Genomic DNA, 12,813 nt, shown 5'->3' with positions numbered 1-12,813 from the left:
CACCATAGCCTCGATCCTGTTCGCTCGACCTGCGTGCGGGTGGCGGCGCTTCATGCTGTACACGCTTGTCTGTTGCCCGCTGTGCGCGGCTGCAACCCTGCCATTTCTTGGAGCTTGAACGCGGCCCCAAGCCGATGTTCGACAAAGCGAAAGCGATGATCCTTATCCTGAACCGGCGGTCATGCCGTTCAGGCTCGAATAATCACCAGATTACACTTCGTTCTCGGCTCCGATGAGCTTGTCGGGTTCCATTTAGCCGGTCGCTTATTTGAGTATACACAAGAACGCCGGGCAGGAGTGACGAGCAGGTGGCAGGTAGTGAGGTTAGAGCGGCGCGGGTGTACCTGCGGGTGAGCACGGACGAGCAGGACCTGACGCGTCAGGAGAGCATCGTGGCCGGCGCGCGGGCGGCCGGCTTTTACGTCGCGGCGGTGTACCGGGAGAAGGCGTCGGGCGCGCGGCCCGACCGACCCGAGCTGCTGCGGATGGTGGCGGACCTGCAGCCGGGCGAGGTGGTAGTGGCCGAGAAGATCGACCGCATCAGCCGCCTGCCTCTGCAGGAAGCGGAACTGTTGGTGGATACAATCCGGGGCAGGGGGGCGCGGCTGGCGGTGCCGGGCATCGTCGACCTGTCGGACCTAGTAGCTGACAGTGCCGGTGTGGCTCGCATCGTGCTGGAGGCGGTGCAGGACATGCTGCTGAGGGTCGCGCTGCAGACGGCGCGGGACGACTACGAGACCCGGCGCGAGCGGCAACGCGAGGGGATCGAGATCGCCAAGCGGGCGGGGCGGTACACCGGCCGCAAGCCGGACCTCGCCCACCACCGGCGCATCGTAGGTCTGCGGGAGGCGGGCATGAGCATCGCGAAGACGGCAGAGCTCGCCGGGTGCAGCATCGCCCATGTCAAGCGCGTGACCGCGCTCCACCGCTCGAGGGCAGCTCAGCCGCAGAGGACCAGCTGAGTACTATCCATGTTTCACCTGCGGGTCGTGTTAGACCGAACCGCACCGCGCATCGGTCAACGCGCGGAGCTACGGAGCGAGACCCTGGGTGCCACCGCAGGATATCTGCGCATAATCGTTTCCAAACTCCCATTCTGACAAGGCATTCCGCCACCTGTAAAACGGCGGAAATGCTGGGGTGTCCCGCCGGTGTCACAACTGGACGTGGCTGTTGAAAATATCCCGTTCGAACTGATGCCACGCGATTGAGAGAGTGGATGCGCTCTCAAGTTCTATTCGGTGGGCGGGTGCTAGTATACTATCTAACGATCCCGACTTGATGCGCCGGCCCGCCGAGGGGCATGGACGGGCCGGCGACTGCAGCTGGCTCAGCGACGGGGGAGCTTTGCCAGGGCAGCCTTGTAAGCCGCGTAATGTGTGCCTTCGTCGACCGCGATCTGGCGGAACATCTGCGCCACCTTGGTGTCGCCGGCCGCCTCCGCCTCTTTGGCGAAATTCACGTACATCGTGACATTCTCGTAGTGCTCACCCTTCATGGCGTCCTCGAGATTCACATTGTTGGTGCTGCCGAGCCGCAGCGCTTGCGCTTCACGATCGAAGTGCTCGTTGGCTTCGACGTTGGCTGACGCGCGGAAGAGCTTGGCGAGTTCGGGTTTTCCCGCCGCCTGCGCCTGGTCGGCGTACCGCAGATACTTCAGGTTGGCATAGGCCTCCCCATGCATCGCGGCCTCGAGGTTCGCCCGCGTGCTGGCGGCGAGCGGGCGGGTCGGCTCCGACGGCGCGGCGGTCACGCTGACGGCGAAAATGGTCGCGGCACCGGCGGCAGCGACGATCAAGGACTTCATCATGGTCGATACTCCATTGCCGCCGGAAATGCGGCTGCCCCGCTATCGAACCCGGTCCTGACGACGACCTGACAGGCCGATGGCCAGCGCATTTTTCGAGACGTGGGAAATACTCGCCGCGCTGTCAGGATTCGGTCAGGCGCTGCTGCGATCTTCCGGTCATCGAGGCTATCCCGCCTCTGACAGGAGCTCGTTCGATGATCCGATTCGCCCCCCTGAAGGTCGCAGGCTTTCTCGCCGCCATTGCAGCCGCGCCGATGGCGATGGCGGCACCCGTCTGCACGAAGGCACCACAGGCCAAATGGATGACGCCGGCACAGATGAAAAGCCGCGTCGCGAAGATGGGCTATCGCGACGTCAAGGTCTTTCAGGTGTCGGGCAGCTGCTACGAGATCTACGCCCACACCAAGGACGGCAAGCGCGCCGAGGTCTATTTCAACCCGGTGAACGGCGCGATCGTTCAGAACAACGTCGACTGACGATGAACCACGTCGCTCCAGCGGCTCCTTCCCGAGACCCTGTTCGCAACCGCGGCAGGGTCAAGGTCTGGGACCCGATCGTCCGCATCTTTCACTGGACCGTGGCAGGAGGTGTCATCGCCAACCTGACGTTCCTTCGGCACGAGGAGACGCCGCATATCTATGTCGGCTACGTCGTCGTCACGGCGCTGGCGGTCCGGCTGATCTGGGGCATCATCGGCCGGCGTCACGCACGGTTCGCCAGCTTCGTGCCCAGCCCAGTCGGGCTGCTGCGCTATTTCCGCGCGATGGCTGCCCGGCGCGAGCCGCGCTACATCGGTCACAACCCGGCCGGGGGCGCGATGATCGTCGTCCTCCTTGTCCTGCTGGCGACGGTGGGGACCAGCGGATGGATGATGGGGCTCGACCAATTCTGGGGTGTGGGCTGGGTCGAGACGTTGCACGAAACTGCCGCCAATGTTCTGATCGGCGCGGTAGCCCTGCATGTCATCGGTGCGATCGTCGAGAGCGTACGGCACCGGGAAAACCTGCCGCTGGCGATGGTCACTGGCTACAAACGTGCACCAACGGGGACCGACATCGACCATGCGCCTGCTGCTGATTGAAGACAACGTCCGGCTCGGTAGCCTGGTTCGCGACGGTCTGATCCCGCAGGGTTTCGCGGTCGATTGGGTCGAGACCGTCGAGGACGCCGAGCTGGCGATGAAGGTGGCGACATATGACCTGCTACTGGTCGACCTTGGCCTGCCCGACGGAGACGGCCTGGACATCGTCCGCCGCTCCCGTCGGGACAAGAATGCGACGCCGATCCTTGTCCTAACGGCGCGAGGTGGCCTCGACGACCGCGTGACCGGACTGGACGCGGGCGCTGACGACTATCTGGTGAAACCGTTCCAGATTCCCGAACTCGCTGCACGGTGCCGTGCCCTGCTGCGACGGCCCGGGGCGTCGCTCGGCACTCAGCTCGCCGCGGGCAACGTCGTACTCGATTGTGCCTCACGGTCGGCCGAGGTGGGCGGCGCGGCGATCGAGGCGACGCCGCGTGAAATTAACCTGCTTGAGGTTCTGCTCCGCCGCGCCGGACACGTCGTCGCCAAGCCGGCACTCGAGAATACGCTATATGCGATGGATGCGGAGGTAACGCCCAATGCGCTGGAAGCAGCGGTATCGCGGCTGCGCAAGCGACTGACCGCCGCCGGGGCGGACGTGCAGGTCCGCACCGTGCACGGCGTCGGCTATGCACTTTTTGCGCCGAGCGTATCCGGTGAGTAGGTCGGGCACCGTCCGGCCAAGGCGACGGCCCCCGACCCTGTTCCGACAGATCGCAGCGCGTCTGGCGGCGTTCACGCTGCTATTCGCGGCGCTCGACGTCGGGATCGTCGTCTTCACCTACAGTCGGCAGCCCGAATCTCTCGCGCAGGAACTGCTGACGCTCGAAGCCGCAAAGGCTCCGGCAGGTGGGGTTCTATCGCCGGATCTGCTGGCGGGGCCGCCGGGGGCCGAATCCTGGTCCGCGCGCTATGTCGAACCGGGATCGCCCGAACTCCGGCGGGTGGGTCAGGCCGGGATCGACGGTGCGTCGACCCTGGTCGACTGGACGCGGCGCGAACAGACTCCTCACGGCTATCGGATATCGGGCGTCCGCGCGATCGATCGTGGCAACGAGCGGCGATGGCTGGCGATGCAGTTCGAGGGCGACGGCATCCGTCCCTATGTGCCGGTGATCGTGAACGAGATCATTCAGCACGTTTTGCTACCGCTGATCCCGTTGTCGCTGTTGCTGCTACTGTTCAACGTCTTCGCCGTTCGGCGAGTACTCCAGCCGCTTCGCCATGCCGAGCGTGAAGTGGATGCGCTGGAACCCGACAACACTCTGCTTCGCCTTTCAGAGCCGAGTGAGCCGCGCGAGGTCAATACGCTCGTCAGTGCCGTCAACCGGGCGCTTGGCCGGCTCGATGCAGCGATGGCGACCCTGCGGGAGTTCACTGCCAATGCCGCGCACGAGTTGCGCACGCCGCTGTCGATCATGCAGCTGTCGCTCGACCAGCTCCCCGCAGGCAAGCAGCGGGACGAACTGCACGCGGATGCTCGGCACTTGACCCGTCTTGTCGAACAGATGCTCGATCTTGCCCAGGCCGACGCGCTGGCCGTCGATGGCCACCTTGCCATCGACCTCGCCGACATCGGCCGAGACGTCGTGGCCGCGATGGCGCCAAAGGTGTTTGCCGCGCAGCGCGATCTACGTTTCGAGAGCTTAGGCGACACGCAGGCGATCGGACATCCCGAAGCGATTTTCCGCATCTATCGCAACCTGATCGACAACGCGCTGTCACACGCGCCTGGCGTGACGCCCATCGACGTAACCGCGGGACCGGGTCCACAGCTGGCGGTCCGTGATTACGGGCCGGGGATTGCGGAGGTCGACCTTCTTCACGTTTTCGACCGCTTCTGGCGCAAGGATCGCCGCAGCTCTAACGGAGCGGGCCTCGGCCTTGGCATTGTGCAGCGGTTGACCGAAGCGCATAATGGAACGGTCAGCGTTGAAAACGCAGCAGGTGGTGGCGCTCTGTTTCGAGTTCAGCTCAAGGCCTGATTCCTAAATCATATGCGGCATTGCCTTGTCAGGTGTTCGTCAGGTTCGTGTCGCAACGCATCCAGCGTAGCGATACCACCCATGAACCGCCGGGCGGAGCCATATACAAACTAATTCCCGCCCAACCGGCAGCCTACTTGGTCCAGGATACTTTAGGAAAGCCAATGACGACCGACGCCATCGACCATGCTCCGGGTGAACATCATCTGGTCCACCGCACCGGCTGGCTTCGCGCCGCGGTACTTGGCGCTAATGACGGCATCATATCGGTATCCAGTCTCATTGTCGGTGTCGCAGCAGCCCCCGGTGCTTCTGCGAGCACTGTTCTTATCGCCGGTGTGGCGGCCCTGGTCGGAGGTGCTCTAGCAATGGCCGCCGGCGAATATGTTTCGGTGAGCTCACAGGCGGATACAGAAAAGGCCGATCTGGCACGGGAAGCCGCTGAGCTGAAGCGGTCACCTGCGGCTGAAACACGGGAATTGGCGGCGATCTATGAGAGCCGGGGGGTCGAACCACTCCTCGCTCATCGGGTTGCGGAGCAGATGATGGCGCATGATGCGCTTGGAGCACATCGCCGTGACGAGCTTGGCCTGGCCGATGACGGCGAATCACTGCCCCTGCAGGCAGCGGTGTCGTCTGCACTGGCGTTCGCCGCAGGGGCCATCCTGCCGGTGCTTGCAGCCCTAGCACCGCATGGCGCCGTCCTTTATGTAGTGCCGGTAACAGCGCTCGTATTGCTCGCCCTGCTGGGCGCGCTCGGTGCCAGGGCAGGAGGCGCCCCTGCTGGCCGAGCCATGCTCCGGGTGGTCTTGCTCGGTGCCCTCGCCATGGGGATGACAGCGCTGATCGGCGCTCTTACCGGCACCGTGGTCTAAAACTGGCCAGTATTTGAATTCATCGCCACCTACGTCATTCGCCGTGACCGAGCGCCTCCACAGGGTGTAAGGTGGAAGCGCCCGGAACCGACCACAGATCGATCACTCAGATGCTGGGGTAGTAAGCGTCCGGTCTTCTCCACCTTGCTGACGAGGTGATGCGCAAGCCACAGGTTCGGCACTGTGGCAGACACCGGTGCGGCATCATGGCGACGCGAATTATCGAGATGGTTGGGCCTGAACCGCGCCGGCGGTTCAGCGAAGATGACAAGGCGCGGATCGTGTCGGAGGCGATGATGCCGGGTGCCAGCGTGCTGGAGGTGGCGCGGCGACACCGGGTGTGCACGTCGCTGGTGTATCGCTGGCGACGCACGCTGCTGCGCGACGGGGTGGCGAGCGAAGCATTGCCGTTGCCGGGGCCGGCATTCATTCCGGTCGAGGTGGCGGGCGCGCCCATGGTGCCGCATTCGGAGCCGCTCGGACCGGGTGTGGTGGAAGTGGTCGGCCCGGCCGGGCAACGCATCCGCCTGGCACCTCCCATCGACGCGCGGGTGCTCAAGACCGTGCTGGCGGGGTTTGCTTGATCGGGCCGCCGGGCGGTGTCCGGGTGTATCTGGCGGCCGGGGTCACGGACATGCGCAAGGGCTTCGACGGGCTGGCCGCGCTGGTACAGCAGCGGCTGCGCCAGGATCCGTTTGGCGGTGCGGTGTACGCCTTCCGGGGCAAGCGTGGCGATCTGGTCAAGCTGCTGTGGTGGGATGGTCAGGGTCTCGTGCTCCATGCCAAGCGTCTGGAGCGGGGCCGGTTCACCTGGCCGGCGACCGCGGACGGCGTCGCGGTGCTGACCCCGGCGCAGCTGTCGATGCTGCTCGAAGGGGTGGACTGGCGGCATCCGATCCGGTCCTCGCAGCCGACCTTGGCCTGGTAAAAAGTACGGTTTCCTGCGGCTTTCGCGTGTATCGGCACGGGGGTTCTGGTATAAGCGGGCGTGTCGCCCGATGCCGCCTCGCTGCCCGACGATATCGCCCTTCTGAAGGCCATGCTCATTGCTGCCGGCGCCGAGCTGGAGCAGTTGCGGATGCAGGTCGCGCGGCTGCGGCGCATGGCCTTCGGCCGTTCGTCGGAGAAGCTGACGCACCAGGCTGACCAGCTGGAACTCGGGCTGGAAGAGCGCGAGGCGGAAGCCGCCACTGCGGCGATGCCGGTGGTCACCCGGACACGGGAGACCGCCAGGCCGTATCGACAGCCGCTGCCCGATCATCTGCCCCGCACCGAGGTCGTGCATGAGGCACCGTGCGTCTGCCCCGACTGCGGTGGTGCCATGCGGCGCATGGGCGAGGACGTTACGGAACAGCTCGACTATGTGCCCGCCTCGTTCCGGGTCGTGCGCCACGTCCGGCCGCGGCTCAGCTGCCGGTCATGCGAGCGCATAGTGCAGGCGCCGTTGCCGTCCATGCCCATCGAGCGCGGTCGACCCGGTGCGGGGCTGCTCGCCCATGTGCTGGTGTCCAAATACGCCAACCATCTGCCGCTCTACCGCCAGTCGGGCATCTATGCTCGCCAGGGCGTCGACCTTGCCCGCTCCACGCTCGCCGACTGGGTCGGGCGCTCGGCCGCGCTCCTCGGCCCCTTGGTCGACGCGCTCGAGCGCCACGTCATGGGCGGCGCGACCCTCCATGCCGACGACACGCCGGTGCCGGTACTGGCCCCTGGTGCCGGTCGCACCAGGACGGGCAGGCTGTGGACCTATGTACGCGACGAGCGCGGGGCTGGCGGCGAGGCTCCGCCCGCCGTGCTGTTCCACTACGCGCCCGACCGCAAGGGCGAACGACCCGCCGGACATCTTGCCCGGTTCCGGGGCGATCTGCACGCCGATGGCTATGCCGGGTTCGACCGCCTCTATGGCGACCGCATCGCAGAGGTGGCCTGCTGGGCGCATGTCAGGCGCAAGTTCTTCGACGTCCATGCCGCAACCGGCTCCCCCACGGCCCGCGAGGCACTGGACCATATCGCCGGCCTCTATGCCGTCGAACGGGATGTGCGTGGCCGGCTCCCTGACGAGCGACGGCACGCGCGCCAGGCCAGGGCCGGACCGCTGCTCGATGCCTTCCGCCAGTGGCTCGACGCGACCGGACCGAAGCTGTCCCGGCGCTCCGACCTTGCGGTCGCCATCCGCTATGCGCTCGCCCGCTGGCAGGCGCTGACCCGCTATGCCGACGATGGTCGCCTGGAGATCGACAACAATGCCGCCGAGCGCTCGCTGCGCGGTATCGCCGTCGGGCGCAAAAACTGGCTATTCGCGGGCTCCGACCAGGGCGGGCACCGCGCCGCCAGCATCTACAGCCTGGTGGAAACCGCCAGGCTCAACGGCGTCGACCCCGAGGCCTGGCTGGCCGACACCATCAGACGCATCGCAGACCATCCGGCCCGCCGGGTCGCTGAACTGCTGCCGTGGAACTACCGGCCCGTTTGAGGTGACGCCGTCACCGGACGCTTACCTGGGGTAGCCGCCTTCGTCGAGTGATGCTCGATCCAGGCGTACAGGCTCGGGAGCAGCAGCAGCGTCAGGATCGTCGAAGTGATGATGCCGCCGATGACTACGGTAGCGAGCGGACGCTGCACTTCTGCACCTGCCCCTGTCGCTATTGCCATCGGAATGAAGCCGACAGAGGCAACGAGTGCTGTCGACAGCACGGGACGCAAGCGGTCGTGCGCACCCTGCCGAACAGCGTCCTCGACAGGTAGCGGATCGCCCTCCCGGCCATCACGCAAGCTGTTGATATGGTCAATCAGGACGAGGCCGTTAAGCATTGCGATACCCGACAGCGCAATGAAACCGATCGCAGCGGTAATCGAGAACGGCATGCCACGAAGCCATAAGGCCAGCACGCCGCCCGTCACCGCAAACGGTATTCCTGTATAGACAATTGCCGCCTCCCGGACGCTGCCAAGCGCTGCGTAGACCAACGCGAAGATCAGGATCAGTGCGGCGGGGACGACAATCGACAGACGCTTCTGCGCTGCTTCCAACTGATGATACTGGCCGCCGAACTCAATCCGGTAACCGGGAGGCAGCTTCACCTGCCCGTCAATCGCAGCCTTTGCCTTCTGGACATAGCCTTCGAGATCGCTGGTCGACAGGTTGACCATCAACGCGGCACGACGATTGGCGTCGTCGTGGAGGATGGGCTCGACGATCCTTGTTTCCTGAAGGCGCGCAACGCGAGACAGGGGGACCATCCCATAATCGCCGACGCGCAAGGGCAAGGCCAGGATCGCCGAGGGATCAGCGCGCAGGCTCTCGGGCATACGGATGACGATCATGTGGCGGGCAGGACCATGAGGGATGAAGCCGACTTCCGCTCCGGCCAGCGCGTCCCGTATCGCCTCGTTTACGGCCTGGGTGCCAAGGCCGAGGCGCAACAGTGCTGCGTGATCGAGTTGAACGACGATGCTCTTCGGGCGGCCAGCCGTTTCGAATGCGACGCCTGCCGTGCCAGGCAGCTTCTCAAGAATCGCCTTGGCCTTTGTCGCTGCCTTTTCCAACGTGTCGTAATCGTCGCCAAAGACCTTGACCGACACATCGGCTCGAACGCCCTCCAGCATCTCGTTGAAGCGCATCTCGATCGGTTGGGCGAACTCGAAGTGTTGGCCTTTGTAGACTTGCTGAGCCACCTTCTGGATGCCGGCGACAAGCTCCTGCTTCGTTGTGGGCATGCCGTCGCCGGTCGGCCAGTCCTTCATCGGGCCGTAGAAGATGTAGAGGTCGTTCTGGTCGGGCGGCATCGGATCGGTCGCGACCTCACTGGTGCCGATCCGCGAGAAGGTACGCGTGACCTGGGGATATGCGCGACGGATAGCGATCTCGGTCTGCTTCTCGATCGCCAGGCTCTGTTCGAGCGACATGCCGACCGGTCGGTACACCATCGCCGTGATCGCGCCCTCGTCGAGCCTGGGAGTGAATTGGGAGCCCAATGTCTTGAAGACGAGAAAGGTCGCCGCGAGCAGCGCAAGCGCGCCGATGGCGAGCAGGGCGGGATGGCCGAGCGCGCGTTCCAAAACCGGCGTGTAGGCACGTTCGGCGACGCCAACGAAGCCCTTGTGATGCTCCGTATCATCGCTGCCTGCCGGCGCGCGCAGGAGCCAGGCCGATAGCGCCGGGACAATCGTGAAGGTCCAGGCGAGCCCCGCAACGATCGCCAGCATCACCGCTTGAGCCATCGGCTGGAACAGCTTGCCCTCGACGCCACCGAGGCTGAGCACCGGGACGTAAACCAGCGCGATGATGGCGATGCCGAAGAACGTCGGGCGGGCAACCATGCGCGCAGCATGTGCGACCGTCTCCCGACGCTCTTCGCTGGTAAGGTCCTCACCCTTTTCACGCCGGCGAACGGCGAGAAGGCGCAAGCTGTTCTCGACCACCACGATCGCCCCGTCGACGATCAGGCCGAAGTCGAGCGCACCGAGGCTCATCAGATTTCCTGAGACGCCGATCGTCCGCATACCCGTTACGGTGACGAGGAAGGCGAGCGGAATGACGAGTGCCACGATCAATGCCGCGCGCCAATTGCCCAACACCAGGAGCAGGACAACGGCAACGAGAAGGGCACCTTCACCCAGATTGTGCTCGACAGTAGAAATCGTGCGTTCGACCAGGTCGGCACGGCTGTATTGACGATCGATCACCATACCCTTGGGAATCGCGGCCTGGATGCCGGGCAGTGCCTGTTCGACGGCGACAGCAGTTTCGCGACTGTTCTGCCCGACCAGCATCATGATTGTGCCAAGGACGGTTTCGCGGCCGTTTTGCGTCGCCGCGCCCTGACGTGGGGCCGATGAAATCACGACATCGGCAAGGTCGCGTACCTGTATTGGAAGTACGCCGGCTGCAAACTTCACGGGGATGGCGCCAATCTGCGTCGCGTTCATCACCCGCGCATCGGTCCGAACCGTGAAACGTTCCGCACCGCGGCGAATGATCCCGCCGCCAGCGTTCTCGACGTTCTTTGAAACAGCGGCCGCGAGCTCCCCCGCCGTAACACCGTGCATCGTCAACCGCACCGGATCCGGCTGGACGACGAACTGTTCCTCCAACCCGCCATTCGTGTTGACGTCAGCGACGCCGGGGACGGCACGCATCATGGGGCGGACGGTATATTCCTGAGCCTCGTACAGCTCCATAAGCTGGCGCTGCTGGTCCATCCCTGGTGGGGGACGGCGCCATTCAAGCGTGTAATAATAGATTTCCCCGAGACCGGTCGTGATGGGCGCCAGCTGCGGTGTACTGCCAGGCGGCAGCTGATTTTGGACGGCGGTCAGGCGTTCCGTAACGAGCTGGCGCGCTTTCAGCTGGTCGGTCCCGTCCTTGTAGAGAAGCGTGACCTGACTGAGGCCCGTCTTCGTCAGTGATCGCGTCTGGTCAAGACCGGGCTGCCCCCCCATCGCACGCTCGATCGGCTGCGTGACCAGCCGCTCGATCTCCTCCGGGGCCAGTGCCGGCACCTGCGTATTGATCTGGACCTGGACCCCCGTGATGTCGGGAATGGCATCGATCTGCAGGTTCGCAAACGACCATAGACCGATCGTCGCGACCAACGCGGTGACCAGGGCGACCGCGAGCCGGTGGTGGGTGACGTAGCGGAGCCAACTGTTCATCGCGCGAGCTGCGTCCCGCCATTGAGGGCGCGCAACTGCAGAAGCGCTTCCAACGCTTCACGTCGGGTGTCGAGCACTGCGTTTACGGCGTCCATGTAGCTTTGCTGCATCTGGGTGTACGTCGTCAGTGGGATCGCGCCGAGCCGATAATTCCGGTCAGCGTCGGCAGCGGCTTCCGCGAAGCGCTTGGGGCTCTCGCCGTCCCATTTCGTCAGCGCCTCACGTTTCGCTTCATATTGAGCAGCTTGATCAAATACGTCGCGCTGAATTCGCCGCTCGGCGTTGATCAGCGTTGCATTAGCCTGCGCTTGTCTACCCTGCTCGATTGCGACGTCGCCCGCCTGCCGATTCCACAAGGGGAGTGTGGTCGACAAGCGGACGCCATAATTCGTTTCGCGAATGTCCGATCGCGCACGGTCGAAGTAGGGGCCAACGCTGATGATCGGGATACGCGCTTTCTTCGCCAGATCGACACGCAGTCCCTGCTGCTCGAACTGGGCGCGCAGCGACTTCAGTTCGAAGTTATTCTGCGCGGCGTTCGCGGCCAGAAGCGGGCCCGCGGGAAGTGCCGGGAGCGACATATCCGGACGAACGATGCGAATACGCGCAGCGAAGGGCGCTCCGCGTAGCTGATTCAGTTCGTAAAGGAATGAGTTCGCTTCGGCATCGGCCATCGCCGCTGACCGCTCTGCGCTGATCGCGCTGGCAACCAACGATGCCGCCTCGAGCTGCGGCGAGGGACCGGCGGGATCACGTGAAACGATGACACGGGCGAGCGTGCGCATCCGCCCCGCCACCTCACGCGCGGCGGCAGCCTTCTCGTCTGCCGCAAACAATCCATAGCCGATCGATCGGGCGCGTGCGGCGAGTGTTGCGTCGAATTGCTGCAAACCGATACGGGCGAGTGAAACCTGACGATCGGCAATCGCACGCCGCAATGCGATCCGGCCGCCGAACTCGATCGGCTGGACCACCGACACGGCATATGTCCGTCCCTCACCGGTTACCGCATTGTTGGCGAGGTTCTGCGCACGCCGCTGGCCGAACTCGACCACAGCCTCCGGATCGGCCCAGCGTCCGGCCGCGTTCCGCTCGACGCCGGCGGTTTCGATCTGCCGCTGATAGAATTGCCGCTCGGGATTGTTCGCGATGACATCCTGGACCAAGGCATCGAGCGTAATCGAATTCGTCGTCTGGGCAGCCGCGGGGGTGGCTGCGATCAAAACCGAGCCGGCCAGAGCCAAGGCGCGCATAGTGGTCTCCCATGCCTACACCGAGGCAACGTCAATCGGGTTGGGTTCGACAGACGACTAATTTTGGGTCGATGGAATTACAATGCTGCTCCGCGTGCGAAGGCGTACCGTCATCCAGGCTCTTGCAAGCGCTGTAGGGGGCACTCCCTGA

The 12,813-nt window shown here is 64.6% G+C and carries 12 protein-coding genes; 9 read left to right on the top strand and 3 right to left on the bottom strand.

The features are described from left to right. The first annotated feature begins 338 nt into the window (after window positions 1–338). Complete coding sequence (locus tag DM480_RS16830) at window positions 339–962, top strand: recombinase family protein (RefSeq protein ID WP_232834221.1); 624 nt, start codon at window positions 339–341, stop codon at window positions 960–962. Between the two features lie 368 nt (window positions 963–1,330). Here the strand turns inward: DM480_RS16830 and DM480_RS16825 are convergent, their stop codons facing one another. Next, window positions 1,331–1,810 carry an acyl-ACP desaturase gene (locus DM480_RS16825; protein ID WP_043060760.1) on the bottom strand — a complete coding sequence of 160 codons (480 nt, stop codon included), beginning with the start codon at window positions 1,808–1,810 and terminating at the stop codon, window positions 1,331–1,333. Between the two features lie 194 nt (window positions 1,811–2,004). On the opposite strand from DM480_RS16825, the gene DM480_RS16820 reads away from it, so the two are divergent. The 8 genes from DM480_RS16820 (at window position 2,005) to tnpC (ending at window position 8,227) form a co-directional block, all read left to right on the top strand. Continuing rightward, window positions 2,005–2,286 carry a PepSY domain-containing protein gene (locus DM480_RS16820; protein WP_018251178.1) on the top strand — a complete coding sequence of 94 codons (282 nt, stop codon included), beginning with the start codon at window positions 2,005–2,007 and terminating at the stop codon, window positions 2,284–2,286. A 2-nt stretch (window positions 2,287–2,288) separates the two neighbouring features. Next, on the top strand, window positions 2,289–2,891 hold the full coding sequence (locus DM480_RS16815) for a cytochrome b/b6 domain-containing protein (protein ID WP_043060773.1): 603 nt from the start codon (window positions 2,289–2,291) through the stop codon (window positions 2,889–2,891). Then, a complete protein-coding gene (locus DM480_RS16810; RefSeq protein ID WP_026189132.1) occupies window positions 2,872–3,558 on the top strand; it encodes a response regulator in 687 nt (228 codons plus the stop codon). The genes DM480_RS16815 and DM480_RS16810 overlap by 20 nt, the downstream gene beginning before the upstream one ends. Beyond that, window positions 3,524–4,879: a sensor histidine kinase gene (locus DM480_RS16805; RefSeq protein WP_043060762.1), complete on the top strand. Its 1,356-nt coding sequence runs from the start codon at window positions 3,524–3,526 to the stop codon at window positions 4,877–4,879. Before DM480_RS16810 ends, DM480_RS16805 begins: the two co-directional genes overlap by 35 nt. A gap of 164 nt (window positions 4,880–5,043) precedes the next feature. Further along, entirely contained in the window at window positions 5,044–5,754 is a 711-nt protein-coding gene (locus DM480_RS16800; RefSeq protein ID WP_018251182.1) for a VIT1/CCC1 transporter family protein, read from the top strand. Window positions 5,755–5,960: 206 nt separating this feature from the next. Then, on the top strand, window positions 5,961–6,338 hold the full coding sequence (tnpA, locus tag DM480_RS16795) for an IS66-like element accessory protein TnpA (protein WP_056439051.1): 378 nt from the start codon (window positions 5,961–5,963) through the stop codon (window positions 6,336–6,338). Beyond that, window positions 6,335–6,682 carry an IS66 family insertion sequence element accessory protein TnpB gene (gene tnpB, locus DM480_RS16790; protein WP_076711207.1) on the top strand — a complete coding sequence of 116 codons (348 nt, stop codon included), beginning with the start codon at window positions 6,335–6,337 and terminating at the stop codon, window positions 6,680–6,682. The genes tnpA and tnpB overlap by 4 nt, the downstream gene beginning before the upstream one ends. A 111-nt stretch (window positions 6,683–6,793) precedes the next feature. Further along, window positions 6,794–8,227 (top strand): IS66 family transposase, encoded by a 1,434-nt coding sequence (gene tnpC / locus DM480_RS16785; protein WP_115380751.1) that lies wholly within the window; start codon window positions 6,794–6,796, stop codon window positions 8,225–8,227. Here the strand turns inward: tnpC and DM480_RS16780 are convergent. Next, a complete protein-coding gene (locus DM480_RS16780; RefSeq protein ID WP_115381683.1) occupies window positions 8,212–11,409 on the bottom strand; it encodes an efflux RND transporter permease subunit in 3,198 nt (1,065 codons plus the stop codon). The genes tnpC and DM480_RS16780 overlap by 16 nt on opposite strands. Next, the gene (locus DM480_RS16775) at window positions 11,406–12,662 is read right to left on the bottom strand and encodes a TolC family protein (protein WP_018251184.1); all 1,257 of its coding nucleotides are present in this window, start codon (window positions 12,660–12,662) and stop codon (window positions 11,406–11,408) included. Before DM480_RS16775 ends, DM480_RS16780 begins: the two co-directional genes overlap by 4 nt. Between the last annotated feature and the right edge of the window lie 151 nt (window positions 12,663–12,813).

It is taken from the genome of Sphingomonas sp. FARSPH, assembly GCF_003355005.1.
Classification (GTDB): domain Bacteria; phylum Pseudomonadota; class Alphaproteobacteria; order Sphingomonadales; family Sphingomonadaceae; genus Sphingomonas.
The sequence above is the reverse complement of the archived record's forward strand: the minus strand, read 5'-3'. Positions and strand labels throughout refer to the sequence as shown.

Excerpts from the sequence above, each read along its gene's own strand:
- DM480_RS16825 (WP_043060760.1), bottom strand. The coding sequence starts at position 1,810 with ATGATGAAGTCCTTGATCGTCGCTGCCGCCGGTGCCGCGACCATTTTC.
- DM480_RS16820 (WP_018251178.1), top strand. The coding sequence starts at position 2,005 with ATGATCCGATTCGCCCCCCTGAAGGTCGCAGGCTTTCTCGCCGCCATT.
- DM480_RS16815 (WP_043060773.1), top strand. The coding sequence starts at position 2,289 with ATGAACCACGTCGCTCCAGCGGCTCCTTCCCGAGACCCTGTTCGCAAC.
- DM480_RS16810 (WP_026189132.1), top strand. The coding sequence starts at position 2,872 with ATGCGCCTGCTGCTGATTGAAGACAACGTCCGGCTCGGTAGCCTGGTT.
- DM480_RS16805 (WP_043060762.1), top strand. The coding sequence starts at position 3,524 with ATGCACTTTTTGCGCCGAGCGTATCCGGTGAGTAGGTCGGGCACCGTC.
- DM480_RS16800 (WP_018251182.1), top strand. The coding sequence starts at position 5,044 with ATGACGACCGACGCCATCGACCATGCTCCGGGTGAACATCATCTGGTC.
- tnpA (WP_056439051.1), top strand. The coding sequence starts at position 5,961 with ATGGCGACGCGAATTATCGAGATGGTTGGGCCTGAACCGCGCCGGCGG.
- tnpC (WP_115380751.1), top strand. The coding sequence starts at position 6,794 with ATGCTCATTGCTGCCGGCGCCGAGCTGGAGCAGTTGCGGATGCAGGTC.
- DM480_RS16780 (WP_115381683.1), bottom strand. The coding sequence starts at position 11,409 with ATGAACAGTTGGCTCCGCTACGTCACCCACCACCGGCTCGCGGTCGCC.
- DM480_RS16775 (WP_018251184.1), bottom strand. The coding sequence starts at position 12,662 with ATGCGCGCCTTGGCTCTGGCCGGCTCGGTTTTGATCGCAGCCACCCCC.